At 38.0% G+C, this 22,998-nt stretch carries 23 protein-coding genes; 5 read left to right on the forward strand and 18 right to left on the reverse strand.

Going from position 1 to position 22,998, the window contains the following annotated elements:
* Nucleotides 1–124 precede the first annotated feature (124 nt).
* Complete coding sequence (locus ACH6EI_RS13030) at nt 125–1,162, forward strand: LysM peptidoglycan-binding and 3D domain-containing protein (RefSeq protein WP_328102576.1); 1,038 nt, start codon at nt 125–127, stop codon at nt 1,160–1,162.
* Between the two features lie 20 nt (nt 1,163–1,182).
* On the opposite strand, the gene ACH6EI_RS13035 is transcribed toward ACH6EI_RS13030, so the two are convergent.
* The 4 genes from ACH6EI_RS13035 to ACH6EI_RS13050 all read right to left on the reverse strand — a co-directional run bounded on the left by ACH6EI_RS13035 (nt 1,183) and on the right by ACH6EI_RS13050 (nt 3,355).
* The gene (locus tag ACH6EI_RS13035; protein ID WP_108674712.1) at nt 1,183–1,659 is read right to left on the reverse strand and encodes a GNAT family N-acetyltransferase; all 477 of its coding nucleotides are present in this window, start codon (nt 1,657–1,659) and stop codon (nt 1,183–1,185) included.
* A gap of 2 nt (nt 1,660–1,661) precedes the next feature.
* Nucleotides 1,662–1,868, reverse strand: a complete 207-nt coding sequence (locus ACH6EI_RS13040) for a zinc ribbon domain-containing protein (protein WP_016764047.1) — start codon at nt 1,866–1,868, stop codon at nt 1,662–1,664.
* A gap of 165 nt (nt 1,869–2,033) precedes the next feature.
* Entirely contained in the window at nt 2,034–2,855 is an 822-nt protein-coding gene (locus tag ACH6EI_RS13045; RefSeq protein ID WP_108674711.1) for an MBL fold metallo-hydrolase, read from the reverse strand.
* Nucleotides 2,856–3,145: 290 nt separating this feature from the next.
* Nucleotides 3,146–3,355, reverse strand: coding sequence for a cold-inducible protein YdjO-related protein (locus tag ACH6EI_RS13050; RefSeq protein ID WP_014460174.1), 210 nt, complete (start codon nt 3,353–3,355; stop codon nt 3,146–3,148).
* 144 nt (nt 3,356–3,499) lie between these two features.
* Here ACH6EI_RS13050 and ACH6EI_RS13055 point away from each other — a divergent pair, with 144 nt between their 5' ends.
* Complete coding sequence (locus ACH6EI_RS13055) at nt 3,500–3,949, forward strand: MarR family winged helix-turn-helix transcriptional regulator (RefSeq protein WP_014460175.1); 450 nt, start codon at nt 3,500–3,502, stop codon at nt 3,947–3,949.
* 64 nt (nt 3,950–4,013) lie between these two features.
* Here the strand turns inward: ACH6EI_RS13055 and ACH6EI_RS13060 are convergent, their stop codons facing one another.
* Complete coding sequence (locus tag ACH6EI_RS13060; RefSeq protein WP_016764045.1) at nt 4,014–4,433, reverse strand: organic hydroperoxide resistance protein; 420 nt, start codon at nt 4,431–4,433, stop codon at nt 4,014–4,016.
* Nucleotides 4,434–4,589: 156 nt separating this feature from the next.
* On the reverse strand, nt 4,590–5,798 hold the full coding sequence (locus ACH6EI_RS13065) for a DNA polymerase IV (protein ID WP_047751006.1): 1,209 nt from the start codon (nt 5,796–5,798) through the stop codon (nt 4,590–4,592).
* 164 nt (nt 5,799–5,962) lie between these two features.
* Between ACH6EI_RS13065 and ACH6EI_RS13070 the strand changes: the two genes are divergently transcribed.
* On the forward strand, nt 5,963–6,541 hold the full coding sequence (locus tag ACH6EI_RS13070; RefSeq protein ID WP_028413408.1) for a DedA family protein: 579 nt from the start codon (nt 5,963–5,965) through the stop codon (nt 6,539–6,541).
* A 48-nt stretch (nt 6,542–6,589) separates the two neighbouring features.
* On the opposite strand, the gene ACH6EI_RS13075 is transcribed toward ACH6EI_RS13070, so the two are convergent.
* Genes ACH6EI_RS13075 through ACH6EI_RS13090 form a run of 4 tightly spaced genes read right to left on the reverse strand, consistent with a single transcriptional unit; the run spans nt 6,590 to nt 10,351 of the window.
* Nucleotides 6,590–7,069, reverse strand: a complete 480-nt coding sequence (locus tag ACH6EI_RS13075; RefSeq protein WP_028413409.1) for an RNA polymerase sigma factor — start codon at nt 7,067–7,069, stop codon at nt 6,590–6,592.
* 16 nt (nt 7,070–7,085) lie between these two features.
* Nucleotides 7,086–9,095, reverse strand: coding sequence for a DUF6449 domain-containing protein (locus ACH6EI_RS13080; protein ID WP_028413410.1), 2,010 nt, complete (start codon nt 9,093–9,095; stop codon nt 7,086–7,088).
* A complete protein-coding gene (locus tag ACH6EI_RS13085) occupies nt 9,070–9,969 on the reverse strand; it encodes an ABC transporter ATP-binding protein (RefSeq protein WP_028413411.1) in 900 nt (299 codons plus the stop codon). Before ACH6EI_RS13085 ends, ACH6EI_RS13080 begins: the two co-directional genes overlap by 26 nt.
* Nucleotides 9,962–10,351 (reverse strand): GntR family transcriptional regulator, encoded by a 390-nt coding sequence (locus ACH6EI_RS13090; protein ID WP_013083081.1) that lies wholly within the window; start codon nt 10,349–10,351, stop codon nt 9,962–9,964. The genes ACH6EI_RS13085 and ACH6EI_RS13090 overlap by 8 nt, the downstream gene beginning before the upstream one ends.
* Before the next feature lie 344 nt (nt 10,352–10,695).
* Between ACH6EI_RS13090 and ACH6EI_RS13095 the strand changes: the two genes are divergently transcribed.
* Entirely contained in the window at nt 10,696–11,568 is an 873-nt protein-coding gene (locus ACH6EI_RS13095; protein ID WP_013083080.1) for a selenium metabolism-associated LysR family transcriptional regulator, read from the forward strand.
* Between the two features lie 35 nt (nt 11,569–11,603).
* Here ACH6EI_RS13095 and ACH6EI_RS13100 read toward each other — a convergent pair whose 3' ends face one another.
* The 4 genes from ACH6EI_RS13100 to ACH6EI_RS13115 form a co-directional block, all read right to left on the reverse strand.
* Complete coding sequence (locus ACH6EI_RS13100) at nt 11,604–11,810, reverse strand: hypothetical protein (protein ID WP_162200721.1); 207 nt, start codon at nt 11,808–11,810, stop codon at nt 11,604–11,606.
* A 121-nt stretch (nt 11,811–11,931) separates the two neighbouring features.
* Nucleotides 11,932–13,131, reverse strand: coding sequence for an MFS transporter (locus ACH6EI_RS13105; protein ID WP_028413412.1), 1,200 nt, complete (start codon nt 13,129–13,131; stop codon nt 11,932–11,934).
* Nucleotides 13,132–13,350: 219 nt separating this feature from the next.
* Entirely contained in the window at nt 13,351–13,728 is a 378-nt protein-coding gene (locus ACH6EI_RS13110; protein ID WP_028413413.1) for a PH domain-containing protein, read from the reverse strand.
* 64 nt (nt 13,729–13,792) lie between these two features.
* Nucleotides 13,793–15,940 carry a YhgE/Pip family protein gene (locus tag ACH6EI_RS13115; RefSeq protein ID WP_394530690.1) on the reverse strand — a complete coding sequence of 716 codons (2,148 nt, stop codon included), beginning with the start codon at nt 15,938–15,940 and terminating at the stop codon, nt 13,793–13,795.
* A gap of 110 nt (nt 15,941–16,050) precedes the next feature.
* Here ACH6EI_RS13115 and ACH6EI_RS13120 point away from each other — a divergent pair, with 110 nt between their 5' ends.
* Nucleotides 16,051–17,226, forward strand: a complete 1,176-nt coding sequence (locus ACH6EI_RS13120; protein ID WP_028413415.1) for an alanyl-tRNA editing protein — start codon at nt 16,051–16,053, stop codon at nt 17,224–17,226.
* A gap of 41 nt (nt 17,227–17,267) precedes the next feature.
* On the opposite strand, the gene ACH6EI_RS13125 is transcribed toward ACH6EI_RS13120, so the two are convergent.
* From ACH6EI_RS13125 to ACH6EI_RS13140, 4 genes are all read right to left on the reverse strand, one after another.
* Entirely contained in the window at nt 17,268–18,188 is a 921-nt protein-coding gene (locus tag ACH6EI_RS13125; RefSeq protein WP_025752322.1) for a 1,4-dihydroxy-2-naphthoate polyprenyltransferase, read from the reverse strand.
* Between the two features lie 234 nt (nt 18,189–18,422).
* Complete coding sequence (locus ACH6EI_RS13130; RefSeq protein ID WP_108674710.1) at nt 18,423–18,662, reverse strand: hypothetical protein; 240 nt, start codon at nt 18,660–18,662, stop codon at nt 18,423–18,425.
* 145 nt (nt 18,663–18,807) lie between these two features.
* A complete protein-coding gene (locus tag ACH6EI_RS13135; protein WP_098112579.1) occupies nt 18,808–21,420 on the reverse strand; it encodes a helicase-related protein in 2,613 nt (870 codons plus the stop codon).
* Nucleotides 21,421–21,630: 210 nt separating this feature from the next.
* On the reverse strand, nt 21,631–22,992 hold the full coding sequence (locus ACH6EI_RS13140) for a purine-cytosine permease family protein (protein ID WP_108674709.1): 1,362 nt from the start codon (nt 22,990–22,992) through the stop codon (nt 21,631–21,633).
* Nucleotides 22,993–22,998: the final 6 nt, after the last annotated feature.

Here is a 22,998-nt window from a genome sequence, read left to right on the forward strand (position 1 = left end):
TTTTCTATATTTTTAGACGTATTGTTACAAACTTGTAATATAAAACCTACCATTTTGTCATGAGTTTGTTACATATTGCTGATAGAATAAGAGACAACTATTGGAAATAAAGGAGAATTATTAGATGAAAAAACACATTTTTACATTAGGGGCTACAGCTTTAGTATCAATTGGAATTGCAGACGCAGCATCAGCTGACACAGACACGCATAAAGTAAAAGCTGGAGAAACGTTATTCAGCATCTCACAGCAGCATAATGTAACAGTTGAGGACTTAAAAAAGTGGAATGGTCTTTCTTCGACATTAATTTATGCAAACCAAACATTACAAATTGGATCTACATCTACTGACTCTTCATCTAGTTCAACTCCAACTACAACATCTTCAAATCATACATATACAGTAAAATCAGGTGACACGCTTTATCGTATCGCTAAAAACAACGGTACTTCTGTACAGCAGCTAAAAGAGTGGAATAACTTATCTAGTCATTTAATTTATGTGAATCAAGTATTAAAAATAAACGGAACAGGAACTGTTTCATCATCAACTTCAGCACCTGTACAAGAAAAAACAAACGAAACGCAAGCATCCCCGGCTCCTAGCAACAGTAAAAGTTACAAAGTTCAGCCTGGAGATACAATGTGGAGCGTAGCACAGCGACACGGTATTTCAATTTCTCAATTAAAACAGTGGAATAACTTATCGTCTAATACGATTTACATTAATCAAGTGCTACAAGTAGGCGGACAAGCTGCAGCTCAGGCGAAACCATCAACGCCATCACCTGCTGCTCCTTCAAGACCGTCAACTTCAGCACCGTCGACTTCAACACCGGCACCTGCTCCAGCGCAAGAAAGTAAGTCGGTTTCGAAAGAGATTACGGTTGAAGCAACAGCTTATACTGCTTACTGTGCGGGCTGCAGCGGAATCACTGCTACAGGCATCGACTTAAGGTCAAATCCTAATCGAAAAGTAATTGCTGTTGATCCTCGCGTGATTCCATTAGGTTCTCGCGTATACGTAGAAGGTTACGGAGAAGCAATTGCTGGAGATACTGGCGGTGCCATTAAAGGTACTCGCGTTGATTTATTTATGGCATCTCAGAGCTCAGCTTTAAATTGGGGACGCAAAACGGTAAAACTTCAAATTTTAGATTAATCACTAAAAGCAGAAGCGTGTTAGTCGCTGCTGCTTTTTAATTTTTTTTCAAACATAATCATATCTATAGCTTGCAGGCCATTCTCGTAAATCGGTGGAACGTACTGCAAAAAGAAATTCTTTTTGACACCGCTTTGATAAAAGCCTGCCTTTTTATAAAATGCTATGTTTTCAAGACTGGAGTCCGCTGTTCCTACAATCATTTTAGAATATTGGTTACGTTCATACAGTACTTCTAACTTTTTAATGACTTTGCTGCCGATTCCTTTTCCTCTGTATGCTTCTTTTAAACCGATATTCTTTACTTCTACTGCCGATTCCTCTTCATCGGTGAGGCACTGCACAACTCCTATCTCCTTCTTTTCATACACAATGGTAAATAAGGAACCTTCATTTATATACGACTTCACTACTTTTTCGTCTTCATCCCCTATTAATAGCAGGTTTAAATAGGAAGCGTACCGGTCTTTATCAATTTCAATAAGGTCGATACTCATTTTCATCCTCCAAAAAATAAGTCAATAATATTGCTGCCTCTTGAAGATGATTTATTATATAGCTCTGAATACCCGCAGCTCGTGCAATATACCACAGTAAATTGATTGTGCTGAACGTCTAAGTATCTAGACAGCCCCGTTCCCGTTGTAGCAATTTCTTTTGTTTTTGCTTCTGTATGTCCGCATTTTACACAACCGTTTTTCCCCATTGTCATACTCCTTTACAAATAAAATAACTTCTTATTTATATAAACGGATATAAAAGGAAAAAGTTTCATTAAATTGATAAATAAAGGAAAGTAAGAAACCGCATCTCCAACAGAAGATGCGGTTTCTTACTTTTAATATCAACGGGATGACTGTACACTCGATTTCTATAACAGCAATTCTCTTTTCATAATTTCAACGTTTTTCTGATGACATTGTGCCGTGAAATCAGATGGAAATGCCAATTTATCGTTTAGCTTATCGAGCGCTTCTTTACTGTCTTCTTTCACTGCAGCTTGCAGTTCATCTAAATAAGAGCTGGCCATCTCCACTCGTCTTTGAATTTCAGCTCGGTGATGTGTCGTTTTTCCGTGTCCGGGAACTAGCGTTAGATTTTGGTGCTTAGCTAAAATGTGTCGCGCAGTAGCAAGCGTGTCTCGGTAATCGTTTACACTTTCATATATGTACGGATATTCAAAGTCCGATAAATAATCCCCTGCGATCCATATTGAATTATCGACAATCATAAATAGTCCATCGTTTGTATGACCTTTTGCAAAATAACAGGTAATAGATGTTTCACCTAAGGTAATGTGCTGTTCATTTTCGGTTACCACAATATCCAGCTCCGGGAATATAATATCATGAGATCTTTTTATATAATAGTCATGATCAAACTGCTTAATCATTTGAACCTTTTCTTCTTTGTCCGGATGATTTTTTAAAAATTTGCTGCCGATAAAGATGGCATTTAATTCTAAGAAAGCGCCATACCCAATGACATGATCAAAATCTCCGTGAGTAAAAAATACATACAGCTTGCGATGATTTAAGATCTCTTGAACATGCTGTTTAATTTCATTAATTTCGTGAGGAAGCCATGTTGGATCAACAACAATCACACAGTCTTTTGTTTCAATCACTGCAGATGTTGTTTGAAATAGCGCGCTTTCAAAAACCGTCATTTGCTCCGTTTTGTATTGAATCATAGAGAACAGCTCCTTATTTTTTCTATCACCCTTATTATAGCGGAAATAGAAAGATAAGGGCGCGTATGACGATTTATAAAACGAAACTATGCAAGATGTGATAAAATGCGGAACCAGCCAAACAATGAAATCCAAATAGGAATACTAAATAAGGTTCCCCAAAATAAACCTTTCAAAAAGTTCCCTTGATTCATTCTGATATTCCTCACCTTCATCATATGTTGGTTCTTAGTCTAGCTCAGCTTAATGAAATTTTAGTGAAAAATAAAAAAGAAGCAGCTGCTTCTTTTTTATTTATTATAAAATTGGTGGTCGTACTTAATTTTCGGCAGCTCGCGTACTTCCTGCGACATTCCTGTTCCGCACATCGGACAGTTATAATCAACCGTAACAAAATCTTCTCTCATCCACCCATTACATGATTCAGATTGACACGCATATACAGTCGTATCCATCATTTGATCTACTTCTTCTTCTACGGCTTTTTTTGCAAAATACATGTGCACAGCTCCCTTTTTTTCTTAGTATATGTAAAATTCCCATTTTTTATTTACAGCTTGATCACTTTTTCATCCAGCGTTATTGGACACCACTATTTAATTGTGTATAATTAAATAAAAAGCAATAGACTGGAGGCAACATGAATGGAACAACTTTATAAGCAGCTGCAGCTAGAAAACCAGCTTTGTTTCTCAATTTACGCCACGTCTCGAGAAATTACAAAGGTGTACAAGCCGCTGCTCGATAAATTAGGAGTAACCTATCCGCAGTATTTAGCCCTTCTTGTTTTATGGGAACATGAAACACTCAGCGTGAAAAAAATGGGCGAACTTCTGTATTTGGATTCAGGAACCCTTACTCCTATGCTAAAAAGAATGCAGGATCAAGAATTAGTGATTCGTGAGCGTTCTCATGAAGATGAACGCGTTGTTTTTATTAGTTTAACCGAAAAAGGAAAAAAATTACGTGATAAAGCTTGTCATATTCCAGAAGAAGTTTTTAGCATGACAAATAAGTCACAGGGAGAATTAGAAAAGCTGAAAGAAACGCTGCAGGAGTTACTGCAATCACTGCATACGTACAATCAAAAATAGACCATATAAAATTGCACATAAAAAAAAACGCCTGGATTTCAGAAAAATCCAAGCGTTTTTTTATTTACTCAACCGTTGTATTTAACGTTACGTTAACATTTCCGCGCGTTGCTTTAGAATACGGGCAGAATTGATGTGCATCTTCTACTAGCTTCTCAGCTACTTCTTGTGAAACGCCTTTAATATGAGCGTTTAACACCACGCCAATTTTGAATCCATCATCAGTGTGGTCTTTTAGTAGACTTACTTCTGCAGTAATAGACGAATCAATGTCTTTTTTTTGTTTCTTAGCGATTAAATTTAAAGCGCCGTCAAAACAAGCAGAATATCCTGCTGCAAACAGCTGCTCGGGATTTGTTCCTTCTTTTTTGTTATTTGGAGAAGGATTTACAAGGGTTAAATCAATAATACCATCATCTGATTTAACTCGACCATCTCGGCCTCCAACCGCTGTTGCTTTAGATGTAAATAGTGCGTCTGACATAAGATCACCTCATAGATTATTTTATGTAATTTCATTGCAGACAATTAAAAAAGTCGCAATCAAATTCATTTTGTAATCACTTTGATTACCGTGATAGTAATGTACTTCCCCTTCTATAATGAGTGTAAACCTATTATTTTATACAAAAAAAGAGAGTTACCTCTCTTCTTTTCCTCTTTGTTTTTTTAAACCGCTTTGAATAATGTTATCTCCATATTTTTCACGCAAACTTTCGACCGCTTTGTATAAAGGCTCTTTTTTTGCTTGTTCTCCGTATGTAAACAAATCCAACTGTTCTTCTTCTTGGAGTTGGTGACTCACTTGAAGAGCAGCTACGCCCAATAAACGAATCGGTTCTCCGTTCCAATGCTTTTGAAATAATACCGCACTGTAATGAAAAAGATCGTTTGGCTCGCTAATTGCTTTAGAAATAGTTTGGCTTCGAGTAATGGTTTTAAAATCACTATATCGTATCGTTAACTGAATCGTTTTGCTTACAACTTTTTTCGCTTTCATACGAGAACTCACTGAGTGCGATAGTTTATTTAAAATAGGCAGAACTTCATGTTCATCTACTGCATTTTGAGATAGCGTCGTAGAGTTTCCAATTGATTTAAACTGTGATTGGCGATCAGGGTTCACCTGTCGATCATCTTGGCCCCACGCTCGGTCTCTCATAACTTCTCCTTTTACTCCGAGAGTTTGTTTAAGAAGACCGGGAGCGGCATTTGCTAGATCACCGATCGTCACCACCTTAATCGCATTTAGCTTTTCAGCTGTCTTCTTACCGATTCCGTGCATTTCCTCTACGGCTTTTGGCCAAAGAACTGTCTGGACATCTCTTTTTCGAAGAACGGTAATTCCTAAAGGTTTTTGCATATCACTTGCAGTTTTGGCTAAAAATTTATTCGGTGCGATTCCAATTGACACAGGAATTTGCAGCGTCTGTATTAAATGCTGCTGAATGGACTTTGCTATGTCAAGAGGAGAGCCTAATTCAGCACAGTTTGTAATATCCAAATAGCCTTCATCAATTGAAGCGGGCTCTAAAAGAGGTGAAATGGTTACTAAATAATCAAACATGTTTTTGGACACTTGGCGATATAATGGAAAATTAGGCTTTATAACAACCAGCTCGGGGCATTTTCTTTTCGCTTCCCAAAGAGGCATAGGCGCATACACTCCGCGTTTACGAGCAATATAGTTACAGGTTACAACAATTCCTCTTCGTTCTTTTGGATTGCCAGCAATAGCAAGAGGCTTATCTTTGAGCGTATGATCATGTGCGGTTTCAACAGATGCATAAAAAGCATTAGCATCAATATGAAGAATAACTTTGCCGTTTTTAGGGTACATCATTTTCATACTATCACCTCTTTCTGTATAATTAATCCCCGAAAGAAGAACGTACATTCTTATTTATTATAACTCTTTTTTCCTAAGTTGTGCGTACCTATACTTTATTTTTATTTTGAGCGAACACTGTGTGTCACTCTCTCGTATTCTAATGAAGAAAGGAGGAAGAAAACGTGATTGATCAGCTTATCGGAGCCATTAACCAATTAGGCTACGGATATTTCTTTTTTATCATTTTAGTCGGAGCCAACCTTACTCCTATTCCTGACCCAGTATATATTATGCTTGCAGGCAGCCAGGCTACGTCTCCATCCGTTCAGTATATTCCAGCTTTTATACTTACCTACAGCGGCATGATGCTTAGCTTATACCTCAAGTTTTTGATAGCCAGTCTTTTTTCAGCTCAGGCGCTTGCGCTATTAAAACGCCCGCGATGGGAAAAGAATGTCATGAAAGTTGAGCGAACAATTCAAGAATATGGATCTCACGCCATCATCGCAAGCTACTTTTTACCAGGAATGCGACATGTGATGCCTTTTTTTCTCGGGGCAAGCGGAATGAATCATCGTCATTACATTAAAGTCTCATTTTCTTTTGGTTTCATTTGGACGCTGGCTTTATTTATTTTCGGTTCCTTTTTTAATACGACATCTTCTTATACTGATGTGATTGAGATCACTTTAGCTTTTTGTGCGATCAGTTTGATTATCTATGCCGTCCAAAGAAGAAAAATACGAAAAAAACAGCAGTAGTTTGTGTAAAAAAGTTCTTTTTCACAAACTGCTGCTGTTTCATTTATATTAAATGACTTCATTATATCCCTTCACAAAGTATTTGCGCGCGCGGTAAAGAGCTGATTTTAACGTAGTCATCTGCATATTTAATAACTCGGCAATTTCTTCATATTTAAATCCTAATCCATATTTTAACAGAAGTAAATTGCGATACTTAGGATTCAATTGATTTAAAATCGCCTGACATTCAGCCGCTTCTTCATTTCTGAGGACCTGCTGAATAGGCGTATACATAACGGGTTCTTCTTTGTAAGAAGACGTATAGCGGTCTTTCACTATTTTACGCCTTCCTAAGTCACAGCGTTTATTTAATGCGACGCGAAACATCCAAGCTTTTATTTTTTCAGGATCGACCATTTCTTGTTTTTCTAAATATTTTAATGCTACTTCTTGCGTAATATCTTCGGCGTCTTGTCTATTCACACCATTTTTTAATAAATAAGCCAGCACCTGATTTAAATAATCTTGTAATTCCTCGCCGCACATAATAAGTTCTCCCTTGTTATTTTAGTTTTTCTTTTAGTTCTGCTGGCAATTCATTTTCATTCAACATATAAATCTGAGGAGTATCTACTTGGTCTTTGTAATAAAAAGCAACAAGATAATCTCCCGTGTCTCGTAAGTTCGCATGTTGAAGAAGTGTTTCTACCTGCTGATTGTTTTTTACTTTAATTGCTTTCTCATCCTTCATTAGAGATGTAAACTCTTCTTGAAGACGATAATCGTTTTTAAGATGAGAAGAATTTTTAAACACTTCGGTTTTTTCTACGTCCTTTGGCATGAGACGAGCACGTTCATATAAACCCTCTTTTTTCAGCCATGCTTCTACTTCGCTATAAGACTTATCCCAAGATGCAGTTTGTACGTACTGTCCTTTTCCATCCATAAACTCAATTGAAGCCCAGCTTTCTTTTGTGCTGTACATTTCATCAAACGTTTCGTTCATCATCGACTGTTTGACTACGTGTATAAGTCCTTGTACTTTATCTGGATTTGTAATGTTGATTGAATTTGACTTTCCTTGAACAGAAAAACTCACGCTTTTAATTTTATCCGTGTTTTTTGTTCGTAAAAGCGGATGGAAATTTTCTTTGTATTCTTTTGTTTCTGCAATTTCTTTATAAAAAGCTTTATAGTCTGAAAATGGAATAAAGTATTCTCGGACCATTTGTTTTCCATTTTTTAATTTATAAGCAAATACAGCCATTTTACCGTTTCTGCTTTCTATTTCACTTTGTTTATCAGGATCCAGCTTCTTATCTTTAGATGCTGTAATTTGTTTTTGCAGCTGACGAACGCTCTGAATCGTTTCTTTACTTGTATAGTAATATGGAGCTTCATAATAGCCATTCATTCCATTTGCATAGTTTTCAGGTTTATCAGTCAATGGATATATATCTTCATCGAAATATACACTTTCAATCTCTGAAGCTGCCGGTACTTTAGTAGAGTAGCCAAATACATCTAAATGAATGATAAAGCCAACGATAGCTGCGGCTATAACAAAGCCTAGATACCCTTTCCATTTCGTAAAGATCCGCCACGTTTTATTTAAGATAATTTGAGCAACTATATAACCTATTAATGAACCAATAATATAGCCTACGACCATCCATGAAAATTCACCTTTCATGCTAATAAAGTAAAATCCGCCTAACATGAGTGAACAAGCGGTTACTCCGTATACGAATACCGGTTTTAACCAGCTAACTGAAATGGTTTGCGTAGCAGCTTCTACTTTTCTTTTTTGGTAGGTGATTAAAGCAATGATGTAAAATAAGACAATGAGTCCAATATAAACAAATGCACTAGTAGAAAAGCTTTTATGAGCTACCATTTGCGCTACGTGTGAAAACGGAACAAGGCTGTCAACATTTTTGTTCACGTAATAGTCATACGCATAGCCGTACCAGTAAAACTTTACATTAGATATAGCTAAATAAGAGATTCCGCCGGGTAGAAGAAATAGAACATATAAAAAGATTCCTTGGAGGACAGACATTCCGGTGAACATTCCCGCTAAAACAGTTCCAGTCAGCACAAATAAGTTAATTAAAATACTGTAACCGACCCAGCTTAGAACATCTCCTGTTGTATAAACATCCTCAACGGTTAAAACTCCTTTAACGGCAAAAGTAACGACTCCCGTAATTAAAATAGGAACAACTAAAACCAACGCGCCCAGAAGCATATTTTGATGAAACAGCGTAGAACGCTTAATTGGTAAACTATGAATATAGTCAGCCGCAATCTTCGTTTGGATATATCTAAATAGAAAAATACCAAGTAACACTGGTACAACAAACATAAACACAAATTCCAGCCCATCCAATACGTTAAATAGCGTATCTGGTTTTTCTATATAAGGCTCTACCTTTCCTGTGAAAGTAAAAATCAGTTGTAAAGGTAAAGCGAACAGCAGTACTAGCAAGTATACAAGCCCAATCCATCCCACGTTTCTCATGGATTGAATCCACATGCCGCGGTTAAACGATGATGTTTTCGATTGCATAACCCACATCCCCCATTTCATAAATAAAGATTTCTTCCAGCGTAAGTGGCAAGATGTCAAAAATTAAAGGTTTATACGATCGGACTTTGTTGACTAAGTGATTTTCTTTTCCTCGAACAATACAAAGCAAGACGCTTCCTCGTTTTTCTTGATATAAAATGTCTAGCGTGTCATAAAGCGCTAGCGGCACATCTCCTTCGAATGCAACTTGAATTTTGTGCACATCAGACTTTAAATCATCCAGCTCTTTTTCAATTAATAATTGACCGTGATGCAAGATGCCTACATGATCACACAGATCTTCCACTTCTCGCAGGTTATGTGACGAAATTAAAATCGTCATTTCCCGTTCTGCCACGTCTTGAACAAGAAGGTTTTTGATTTTTTGACGCATTACCGCATCTAAACCGTCGAGCGGCTCATCTAAGATAAGTACATCAGGCATAGCAGACAGCGCTAACCAAAAACCTACTTGACGCTGCATTCCCTTGGACATTCTATGTACCTTTTTATGTAATTGAATTGGGAAAGCTTCTTTTAATTTTTGGAACCGTTCTTCGTTCCAAGTCGGATAGACGCTTCTATAAAAAGACGCTAATTGCTTAATCGTTGTTTGAGGGAAAAAATAAAGAGAATCTGGCATAAAAATAATACGTTCTTTTAAACCAACGTTTTCGAATACTTCCTCGCCGTCTATGGCAATCTTTCCGTGATCCTGCTTGTAAATACCTGCAATGATTTTTAATAGCGTTGTTTTCCCTGCCCCGTTGGAGCCAAGCAGTCCGTAAATAGATCCTTTTTTTATAGAAAGCGTGACGTCTCTTAGAGCTTCCATTTCTTCAAACTCTTTTTTTATCGCCTTCAGTTCAATCACTATCGCTTCCTCCTTTTACTGCTTTTTCAGCCTGTGAAATAAGTGATAGAATTTCATCTTTGTCCATTCCTAAATACATAGCTTCTGCCAACAGCTTTACTAATTCTTCTTTCATCTTTTTCACCTTCTCGTTATTTAGTGTATCAACTTGAGGCGTTACAAAACTTCCTTTGCCTGGAACTGAATAAATATAGTTTTGATGTTCTAGTTCACGATACGCTTTTTGAATTGTATTTGGATTAATCGTTAATTCTTTTGCTAACAGCCGAACAGATGGAAGCTTTTGATCAGCCTTAAAGACTTCATGAATAATAAGCTCTTTCAATTTATCTACTAATTGCTCGTATATCGGCTTACGACTACGAATATCTAAATCGAACATAGTCTGCCTCCCTTCATCTACCCAAAATCATGATGTGTGTACTAGGTGTATTAACTGTATTACTTATCGCATTACAGTTAATATTATAGTATGTTTTCTGGAAAAAACAAGTATTTTTTTTACTTTTGTTACAAATAGATGACAAAAAAGTGTTTAATAGCTTTATAGATGAAATAAAAATAACTGTAAACAAATTGCGCAGGTTGCCTTCGTTGCAAGCTAACATACTCCTTTAAGTCAGCACCTTGTTTTACTTTTCTTAACCAAGTGCCTCTAGTTATTACCATAATAATGTTTTATAATGTTTATAATTAATTTTTTTAATATAAAAGGAGCCATACTCTATGTACTATGATGCGTTAAAGACGTTTGTTTCTGTTGTAGAAGAGCAAAGCTTTACAAAAGCTGCGGAAAAATTAATGATTTCACAGCCAAGCGTAAGCGTACACATCAAAAATCTCGAAAAAGAATTTCAAACTTCCCTGTTCCTGCGTTCACCTAAAATGTTAAAAATCACACCCAGCGGCGAAATTTTATACGATCGTGCTAAACAAATGATTCAAATATATGAGCATACGAAACGAGATATTTACGAACACCATCACCGTGTCAAAGGAATGCTAACGATTGGCGCCAGCTTTACAATTGGCGAATATATTCTTCCTTCCTTTTTAGCAAAGCTTCGTGAACAATATCCTGATATTGATGTAGAAGTGACGATCGGTAATACAAAAGAAATTGCTCAGCTTGTTCGTCATTTCAAAGTGGATGTAGGGCTTATTGAAGGTCACACGGAAGAGTCCGATTTACATATTCAGTCCTTTATGGACGATGAGCTTGCCATCGTTGCGTCAGTGGATCACCCTTTAGCTCAGCTTAAAAAAGTAGAAATTGATGATTTACAAAATCAGCGGTGGGTAGCGCGTGAAAAAGGCTCTGGAACAAGAGAATATTTAGATCACGTTCTAATGTCCAACGGTTTAAAAATGAAAAGCATGCTAACGATCAGCAGCAATCAAGGAATTAAAGAAGCGATTGTTCACGATTTAGGAATGTCTGTACTCTCGCTTTGTGCTATTAAAGAAGATGTAGAACAAAAGCACCTGTCGATTCTCAATGTTAACACCGCTCCTTTTAAGCGCCGCTTTTCTTATATCTATCCTGCTAACAGCGCTCATAAAAAAGTAGCGGAGCTTTTTATACAGCTTTTAAACTAGGGAATGAAATTAAGACATAACTAAATTATTTCAATCTAAAGACTAAAGTAGCTAGTATAAATTACTTGCGACACCGCAGTTGATTTCCGTGCAAGACTTCGCTTTCCGCGGGCGTCCGTTGAGCCTCCTCGTCGCTTCCGCTCCTGCGGGGTCTCACCTGTTCCGCTTTCCCGCAGGAGTCTCCGTCTTGCCCTCCAATCAGCTGCTAGAAGGAACGAAACAGATGAAACTATGTTCACCATAACAAAAAAAAACGAACCACTAATCAAACATGTTGATCAATGGTTCGTTTTTCACTTGGGCTAAAATCCTTTTGTACCGGCCTCTTTTTTTAAATCAATAGCTATATGTCTTTACATTTTCTTAGTGAACATGCGTCTGCTGAGCCGGCATTTTTGATAAACGAACAGCTAAGAAAAAGGCTGTTGTAAGAAACACACCAATTAGAGCAATCACACCTTTCCAGCCGTACGCGCTCCAGCATAAGCCAGCCGCAGTCCCTCCAATGCTCGATCCTGCATAGTAAAAAAACAAATACAAAGACGAAGCCTGCGCTTTGTCATGCGTTGCTCTTCTTCCTACCCAGCTGCTTGCGATGGAGTGACTTCCGAAAAAGCCAAACGTCAGCAGCAAAAGCCCGGTAATTTTTATCCATAAAACGGGATGCAGCGTAACGATTGAACCTATAAGCGTAACAGCAATCGTACATAACAGCACCTTTTTCCGGCCGTATCGATCCGCCAGCGTCCCCATCCAGACTGAGCTGAATACTCCAACAAAGAAAATAACAAAAATAAAACTTACAAGTGTATGATTCCAAGAATACGGAGGAGAAGATAAAGCGTATCCAATATAATTGTATAAAGCTACATTACTTCCAAGCAGTGCAAAACCAATAGCAAAAAGACAAAGCATTCCTTTATCTTGAAGATGACTGCGAAGAGAGCTGGTAAGCTGACGAAGTTCAAAAGACCGGGAAGTAAAGTTCTGTGAATCAGGCAAGTTCATAAAAAAAACAAATGTGGCCAATAAGCTGATTGCGCTTACAACATCAAGAGCTACAGACCAGTTAAAATACTCCGTGAGCACTCCTGTCATAAGCCTTCCCGCTACGCCTCCAAAGGCGTTTCCGCTTATATAAATCCCCATCGCTTTTCCTAAACTTCCGGGTTCAATTTCTTCTCCTAAGTAAGCCATGGCCACAGAAGGCAACCCTGCTAACACGATTCCTTGAATAACGCGAAAAACTAACAGCGTTTCAAAGGTAGAGCTAAATGCTGTCATGATACATAGCAATGACGCAAAAATTAACGATAGGCCCATCAGTTTCTTTCGTCCCCACACTTCCGACAAAGAACCTAAAAAAAGCATACTAACCGCAAGCGTGATAGTCGTTAACGAAAGAGATAAACTCGCAAAAGCCGGAGATATCCCAAATTCTCTAGAAAATTCAGGTAAAATGGCCTGTGTACAATATAAAATTGAAAATGTGTTGAATCCTGCTGCAAAAAGCGCAACGTTTGTTTTGCGAAAAGCCGATGTTCCAATTACGGTATAACTCACAGTTGGTCACTTCCTTTTTTCTCTAAAAAAAGCATATCACGGTTTTTTTATTCTGTATAATTCATTATGTAAATCGTTTTCATGCATTTCGGTAATGAGTAAAATGGCAATAGGAATGGACAACAGCCGGAGTATTTTCAAACGACTGTATGCAAGACTGCTATGCTTTCTTGCTTTACACACAAAAAAAATCGAGCCAATTTTTCATGGCTCAACTTTTTAATTCAATACATAAGATGCTAATACTTTTTGCACGTCGTAAATGCTTTTATCTTTACGAAATTCTTTTGAAATCGGCGCGCTAGAACCAGATACCCAAATATTTAATTCGGCATCTAAATCGAACGTTCCAGCCGTTTCTACGCTAAAATGGGTAATCGTCTTATAAGGAATGGAATGATAATCTGTTTTCTTTCCCGTCACTCCTTGTTTATCAACGATGATTAAACGTTTCGTCGTAAACACCATTAAATCGCGAATGACTTTATACGCTTGTTCCACTCGCTCGTTGGCAATTAAAATGTTTTGTAAATCTTTTTCAGTTCCTCTTATATCTGCTTCTGATGCATTTCCTAATAGTCCATCTAATATACCCATGCTTATCACTCCTTTCTATCTACACTACCGCATTTTGTTCTGTCTGGAAACCCAAAACGTTTTTTTAATGAATTAATTTACTTTCACGCGCTTTTTTTGTTAATTTTGCACTCGTTTTACTAAGAGGCTTATGAAGGAATATACCCACCAGCAGCACGCCAAGCCAAATGCAAAGAAGAACGGTAACATCTTTTCTTACAATATCCGCTAACATGCCTCCTACAACTTCTCTCATCATGCTTATTGCGTAGGTAAATGGCAAAAACGGATTGAGTGCTTGGAAAAAAGCAGGCACGACTTGAATCGGAAATGTACCGCCTGCAGCGGAAAGCTGAAGTACAAGCAAAACAATCGCCATCGCTTTTCCTGCATTGCCAAATATCGCTACAAGCGTATAGACAATCGTCATAAACACGAAGCTGCACAGCAAGCCTAAAAAGATAAAAGGCACTTTGTCTACGACGTACGTTTTGATTAAAAATAAATCGCCTAGCGTCACAATAAAAGCTTGCACAAGAGCAATAGACAAAAACGTTAAAAGTCTTCCAAGATAGACTTCATAGCTTTTGAACCGCTCTTCATCCGCTACTTCTACGCTTAAAATTGAAACTAACAGCAAAGCTCCGACCCACAAGCAAAGCGTTGTATAAAACGGCGACATAGCCGAGCCGTAGTTCGGAATAGGATAAAGTCTTTCTTCTTTTAAAAGAACCGGCTTAGCAAAAAAATCACTTTCTTTTTGTACATCGTTTTTTAACAAATTAATAATATCTTCGATGTTTTCTTTTCGCTGAAATTCGCGTATTTTATCCGCTATATTGTGCACGTTTTGTTCAATTCGCGGAAAGTCTTTTGTTATTTTCGCAAGCTCCTGCTGTCCGAGCAAAATGCCACTCGCTGTTTTAGACAGAACGTTCGAAACATCCGGCATGCTTTTATTGGCTTCATCAAGCAGTGCGTTTGCGCTTGCTGTTTTATCTTTCGCTTCTTTGATAGCTTGTTCAATAGCCGGCACAATCGTAGAAGAATACGAATTCGTTAACGTATTTAATTTAGAAACAGCTTGGTCGGTGCGAGAGCTGAATTTCTCAAGCACACTTGGATCTGGTGCACCTCCATTTTTTGTTTGCTGCTGCAAGTCGTTTACATCCGACAGCTGCTGCTGTAAAAGCGTATGTACACTTTTTATTTGATTAATAACCGGTGAAAGAACGTTCCCTTGAGACACCGCATTTAAATCCGTAAGAAGCGTAAGGATCTCTCCTGTGTCAGCAACTTGTTTTGTTAACTGCACTTTTAGCTGTTCCGCTGCTGCGCTGACTTCAGCCGGGGCTATATCTTTTTCCATCAGCTGATTCTTCAATTCTTGAACTCCGAGAGCTCGCTGTTGAACACGCTGCAGCGTTTCGTTGATCGTCGGCTCAGCGGTTTTTAAAACTTCGTCGCTTTTAGTTAAAAACGTATTGAGCTGCTGAGTCATCTGTGCGCCGTCAGCTGTTAATCTCTCTACTTCAGGAAGAGCAGCCTGAGCTTTTGATACAATAGCTCCAGCTTTTTGAGTGGTGTCGTTCGCTTCATTAATTACTGTTTTGATTTCAGGAAGACGATTTTCGAGCTCAAAAATTCGTTGTTCAACTTGTTGAATAGTCGGCAAATCCCGCTGCAGGGTAATGCCTAGTTCGTTAAAAACAGAAAAAATGGCTCCATTCGCTGTTTTGACGAATTTTTCACTAATCTGTTGTGTTAAGCTGCTGGCTCCTTTACTTGTAATTTTAGGCGCCACGGCGTTTATTTTTTCGTTTACTTTGTAAATAATGACCGGCTTTTCCAAACGATCTTGAAGAACGGTACCAAGCTTTTGTGAAAAATCTTTTGGAATAACAATACTTGCATAATAGTCTCCGTGCTTTACTCCGTGATCAGCTTTTTCTTTTGAAACAAACGTCCATCCAAGCGTTTTATTTTTCTTTAATGTTGCAATAATATCTTTTCCCACGTTTACGTGCTGCCCTCTTATCGTAGAACCTTCGTCTTCGCTCGTTACTGCAATGGCAATACCTTCAGTCCGCCCGTATGGATCCCAAGATGCTTTTATATTAAACCATGCGTAAAAAGACGGCAGAATCATAAGCGTCAGCACAATGATAATCATCGCCCAATTGGTGAAAATTCTTTTTAAATCGCGCGTATAAATATAAACAGTATTTTTCATATGTCCCACCCAGTTTTATTATTACAAGTTAGCTTATCCATGTTCGAAGAAACATATTTCTGATACTATAGAAAAAGTTAGATATGGTTTTAGTAGAAAGGATGATGAACATGACAGAAAGACTTTATTATAGCAATCCCTACACAAAAACGTGGGAAACAGAAGTGACAGAGACGCGCGCTCTTTCAAATGGCTACGCTTTAACATTAAAACAAACTGCTTTTTATCCAGAAGGCGGCGGACAGCCTTCTGATTACGGTACTATTGCCGGAATTGAGGTAAAAGATGTGTACGAAGAAAATGGAGAAGTCTATCACCTCGTTGATACGCTACCTGTACAAACGAACGTCACGTGTGAAATTGACTGGAATCGCCGCTTTGATCATATGCAGCAGCATAGCGGACAGCACTTACTTTCAGCTCTATTAATTGATACATATGATATTCATACCGTTAGCTTTCATTTAGGAAGCGAAGCTGTCTCTATTGATTTAAATGTGCCTCAGTTATCTCATGAGCAGCTATTACACATTGAAAAAGTTGTAAACGACGCTATTTACAGCAACCGCCCCATTAAAACGTACGAAGTGAAAAAGGAAGACTTACATACTCTTGCGCTTCGCAAAGTGCCCGAGCTAGAAGACGAAGTGGTACGCATCGTAGAAATTGAAGGCATTGATGTTTCTGCCTGCTGCGGTACTCATGTGAACCAAATTGGAGAGCTGGGTCTCATTAAACTTACAAAAACAGAAAAGCAGCGCGGCAATACACGCCTCTTTTTCAAATGCGGTATGCGTGCATTAGCTGATTATCAGCAGTCTCAAGAAATCGTAGCAGAACTTAGCAACAAATTCAGCACAAGCCGTGAATTAGTTGTAGAACGAATTAAAAAATTGGAGACTGAACAAAAAGAGCTGCAAAAACAACTAGAAGAATTAAAAAATGAAAATGCAGCTTTTTTAGCAAATGAATTAGAAGCCAAAAAAGAGGGATCATTTCTGTACCATCACTTTGAAAACCGTACATTAAAAGATGTGCAAGCTTTGACAAAGCAGCTGCTTCAAACGCCTGATACGACGCTTCTTTTTGCTTTTTCAAGTGATCAAAAAGTCTTACTGGCTCACAGCGGCAGTGAGGTAAAATGCGGAGAGCTTTATAAAGAGCTGCTTCCGCTTTACGATGGAAAAGGCGGCGGCGGACCAAAACAAGCTCAAGCCAGCTTTTCATCTTCTGAAAATATGAACGCATTTCTTAGCGCAGTAAAAGAAAAAATAACTGGAGCATAACAAAAAGCCTGTCTTTAAAAAGACAGGCTTTTTCAACACAATCAGCTTACTAAATAGCCAATTAATAACCCAATTGATAAAGTAAATCCAAAAAACGTATTTGTTTGAGCAGTTGCTTTCATTGCAATAAGCTCTCCGCGTACAAATGCTTGTACGGCTTGAATTGGCTTAGGTGCACTAAGAAACACTAAGAAAATCCAAGGACTAATATCGAAAAATACAACTAATGCAACGGTCCAAATATACGCAATGCCGAACAAAGCAGCTAAAAATCTGATCGCATTTTTAGAACCTAATAAAATAGCTAGCGTACGTCGTCCCCCTTTTGTATCTTCTTCTATATCACGAATGTTGTTAGACAAATTAATCGCGCCTACTAAAATCGCAATAGGGAGTGATACAAAGATGCTTTCAGACGTTACGGTATTCGTTTGAATAAAAAATGAAATCAACACGAACATCGCGCCCATGCACAGACCTGAAAATAACTCTCCAAACGGCGTATACGCAATCGGAAGCGGTCCGCCTGTATACAAATAACCAATCGCCATACCGACTAATCCAACTAAAGCAAGCCACCAGCTGCTGTTTGCACATATATATACGCCTAAAATAAGAGCAATTCCATAAGAAATCAGTGCTAAATTTAATACCGTTTTCGGCTTCATTCCGTGTCTGACGATGGCTCCTCCAATTCCTACGGAGTCTTCTGTGTCTAACCCGCGTTTAAAATCATAGTACTCGTTAAATAAGTTCGTCGCAATTTGAATCCACAAACATGAAAAAAGCATCGCTAGGAACATCCAAACGTTCACATGGCCATAAAACATAGCTAGAACTGTTCCAATCAAAACGGGTACAAACGATGCCGTTAACGTATGAGGACGGGTTAATTGCCACAAAATTTTCCCTTTACTGTACTGCTCGACTGCAGCTTTGTTTTCTTTGTTATGACTTGTCATCATCCTCTTCCCTTCTATTACGAACCGTATCTCTATTTAAAAGTGCTGCTTTTAACATAATGAATGATAGCAAACTTACTCTAAGACAATACACGTCCGCCCAACAAAAAAATCACGGAATCCTTTAAAATATAAGTTCCATCTTATATCATAATAATTTATTGCTCTTTTTACAAGATGACCGCTTATACATTTCCGGCTTTTTTCTACAAAAATCTGCTTTGACACGGAAATTCATAGGAAAAAGATTAAAAGCCTGTATAAAAAATGAGATTGAGACATAACTACATCAATGCCATCTAAAGAAGCACAAATGGGATACACGAGCGGAACAGCTTGTGACCCCGCAGCTGATTTCCGTGCAAGACGTCGCTTTCCGCGGGCGGCCGCTGAGCCTCCTCGTCGCTTACGATCCTGGGGGGGCTCACCTGTTCCGCTTCTCCCGCAGGAGTCTTTGCCTTGCCCTCCAATCAACTGCTAGAAGGAACGAAACACATGAAAGCTACCTTCACAATAAAAAAAGCCGAACGAATTGGATTCTCAATCGAGAATCGAACTCGTTCGGATCTTCCTTTAACTAACATACGTTCATACAAGCCTCTTTTTTTATCACTACATCTTAGTAATTAAAATCGTCGTCCCCGTGTCTTCTGCGAAATCTTTTATGAAAACACGAATCGCATATCGCATGATCATGATTCCAAGGAAGGTCTTTAGAACACGCACTGCACGTTCTTTTAAATTTTTTCATATCTTTTCTTAATACGTCATGTATTTTGTTTGTAAGCTCTTCTCGGACACGCTCCCAGTAAATAGCTTCGGGTCTTCTATCCATTCGATATAGAAATAAAAGATGCAGGCCAATCGCTTTATAAGACAGCTCTAATTTTTCGAGTGAACCTTCTATTATCCTTGGTTCAGGTAATTCTTCTCTGTTAACAATTGCATTCATGCTAGCCACCCACTGCTTTTTCAAAGAGCTTTCTTTTGCTGAAAACGGCAGCTGCAAGTAACCATATAAATCAACAATGGGCATTTTCGCTTCAATCAGCGTGTCTTTCACTTCCTCATAAAGCTCACGTTCTTGTGCCAGGTTTGATTTTTGTGTACCTTTTGGATTTTTAAATTTAGCCCACATGTCAAAAAACGTTCCGAGGTCATGATGATATTCTTTAAATCTTCTTAGCATATCTGAAGTAGGCGCAATTGAAAATTTGCTGATTTGCTCGTCTGTTGAAAATAACAGTTCTCTCATTTGCTTTGCATCTTTAGCGAATGCAACTTCTCCCACATTATAGAGACCCTTTCTTCCAGCACGACCTGCAATTTGCTTTAACTCTTGAGAAGTCAACAACCTCCGTTTTTGCCCATCAAATTTCATGTTTTCTAAAAGCACAATTCGTCTAATTGGAAGGTTTAACCCCATTCCAATTGCATCTGTAGACACAATGACAGTTGTTTCTCTATTAATGAACTGCTCAATTTGTTTTCTTCTTGTTTCAGGCGGCATACTTCCATAAATCACGCTCACTTTGTGACCATCTTTTTCTAGCTTAGCTGCTGTCTGGAGCACCTTTTTACGCGAGAAAACAATTAAAGCATCTGCGGGTTTCACTTGTTCAATTTTGAAATTTCGAAGATCTACTTTTAAAGGTATATCTCTTTCGTACTCATAAATTTCTGAGATCACACCGTCTAACATCTCTTCTAACATACTTCGAATGCTTAAACTTCCGATCACATGAACTTGTTTGGCATTAGCTCGGGTTATGGCTTTATACCATGAAAACCCCCGATCTCGGTCTTGAATCATCTGTGCTTCATCAATTACGGTTACATCGCCATGTTCTAATTCACTAAACATTTCTACCGTACCGGCCATGTGCTGAGCGTCTTCAACAATCTTTTCTTCTTCACCTGTTTTTAACGAACAAGCAACTCCGTCTTTATTCAGCTTTTCAAAAACTTCTAAAGCTAACAGGCGAAGCGGCGCTAAGTAGCTACCCGAAGCAGCTTTCTTTAATGACTTTAATGCTGTATACGTTTTTCCTGTGTTTGTATCACCGAGATGAAGAATGTATTCCGTTTCTTTTCTTGGGTCCATTTCGTATTCTGCACCAAAAATATAATTTAACTGTCGCTGTTCTTCTTCAATCAGCTTGTTCTTTTCTTCACGTTCACGTTCTTGTTGTAATCGTCTTTCTTCCAGCTGCTGTGCATATCGCTTTTTATGCTCTTCGATCGTTAAGTTGTGATCTGAAACTTCTAGTACATCGGAAAGCTTTTCTTCTACAAGCATTCTTTTATATTCATAGACCAAATCCGATAAATCACTTCTGAGTGCTTTTATAATATCCATTCGTGTTACCGAATCATTTGTATAAGATTTATACTCTTCTTTAAATGAAGCAGGAAGGTCATCCATAATCATAGTTGGAATGATTTCATAAATTTTATCGGTGATAAATACCTCGTATACATCTTCATACGTTTCAAACAAGATAATCGTTGAATATCTGTCTAATTCTGAGCTTACGTTCCCGGTGATCTCTTGAAAAAAGTCATGAACCGTTTCATAATCATGACGTGTTAAATCGCCGTTTTCTATTAATTCATCTTCAAGCTCAGTATGCGGCGCATAGTTTTCAATATACTTTGAGTTTGTTTCAATGTCTTTTGATAGCTGATGTGAAAGCTGTTCTCTTATATGTAGGTAATACAGCTCTTTGTTTACTTCCAAAATAGGAGCTGCTTCTAAATTTAACTGTAATTGATATCTGGCTTTTCGATCATTAATACTTTGCTGTCTTTCTTTCTCTTTTCTTTCTTCTTCTTTTTTGGCAAATTCAACTCTTGCTTCTCCGTATAGAGATAGCCACTCTGCTTTATTGCCCTTTCCGTACTGCTTTTCTAACCAAGAAAAAGCATCAAATTCTATACCTTTTCTCGTTTCTTTAGCAAATAACTTATCGATAGCTTGAGGTTTATATCCTTTTATCTCAAAGCCTCTTTCTGTTAAATACGATCTTCTGTTTTTCTTAGATACAGAAGAAACAACTATTTTTCTCCACGCAGTCCCCCAGGCTTTTTTAATAAAAGAGTGCCTGTCTGTTAAATACGTCTCTAAATCCGGACATTCGTCTTGTTCACCTAATACGCTTTTTATATCCTGTAGCAATGTATGCTTAGTTTTTTCAATGGCCCTGCTTTGAATAGCCTCTAATTCGAGCATAAAATTCTCCTTTGGAAAGTTTTCCTACATTTATTATAGGAAAGACCCCTTATAGAATCAAATACATTGTTATTACTTTATTTGAGGCTGGATTAAGAACTTCTCTTCCCCATGCTTTTGCTTATTTCTCACCTATTTTCAAGACAAAAAGCTCCTTTAAACAGGAGCTTTCGATACATTTTAGATAATTCAGTCTTTTTTGAATATCTATCAAGCATTTTTGTCGATTCCCTTTGAGTAAGTGATGGAGAGCTGTGAAAGCTTGGTTAACGATACGTGTAAAACACCTGTAAATAAAAAAGCTAAGATTGTTGCGCCTGTGGCTAGGGGGTGAACGTACGTAAAGTAGTAGGCAAATACAGCCCCCACTATGTATGATAGATACACATGAAGGTTAAATCCTTTTGTATACCAATATATTTTATTTTCCTTATCTAAAATAGCTGAAATGTCATAGTGTTTTCGGCGAATGATATAGTAATCAACAAGAACAATCGCAATAATAGGAATAAATAAGACGCCGATCATAAGCAAAAAGCTTTGAAAATTTGTCATTAACCACTCTTTTAATAAAGAACCTAGGACTGTGACAACTCCCATCGTTAGTGCCGGTATCCAAAAGCGCTGCTTTGGGAAAATAGACAAATAAGACATTGTTGCGCTATACAGTACCATTACGTTGGTTGACAACACCGATAAAAAAATGACGATGGCTGCTACTAATCCCAACAGCGGACTATATGCGCCAATTAAATTTACTGGGTCATACGTTTGCGTCATATTTCCGAGAATTGAAAAGCTGGAAACCGTTGCGCCTAATCCCATTGCAATCAAAGTCGCAACGTTATAGCCTAAATACGTTCCCGCAATTCCCGTTTTTTCAGATTTACAGTTTCGGTTATAATCGCAAACAATAGGAATCCACGTAAAAGCTGTAGCTACTACAGTATCAAAAGCTAACATTCCTGTAATACCGGGATTTTCACTTGCTTTCATTTGAATTAATTTTGCTGCATCAAATTCGATAAACAAATAGCTAAACACAACGGTTGCTAAAATGATCATAAGCGTAGCTACTAATTTTTCCGTTGCTTCAATACCTTTGTGTCCGTATATAGAAATAGCTACTACTAGTACTTGAGTAAGAATTGTAAATAGATTGATATTGCTGTAACCGGTCAAAAAGGTGACGGCATGATTTAAACTTAGCCCTGCCATGTAGGCTTGAATCCATGCCCATCCTATTAATGTAATAAGATTAACAGCAGCAGGAAGCATAGCTCCTCTTTGCCCAAAAGCAGGTCTCATCAAAACCATGGTTGGAAGACCGGTTCGAGTTCCGATATTCCCCATCAGCACGAGCGGCATAGCACCAACTAAAGAGCCAAGCACAATCACAAATAATGCCTTTAAAAAGGTCATATCGGGTACAAACAGCATTCCGGTAAAAACGGTCGTTACTACCACATTGGCTCCTATCCACATGGAAAATGTAGAGAAGAAGCCCATACTTCTTTTATTCATTGCAATCGGCTGCACATCATCATGGGCGAGACCACTTTTTGTTGTCATCCCTTT

Source organism: Priestia sp. JSM ZJ58 (assembly GCF_044383985.1).
In the GTDB taxonomy this organism is placed as follows: domain Bacteria; phylum Bacillota; class Bacilli; order Bacillales; family Bacillaceae_H; genus Priestia; species Priestia zanthoxyli.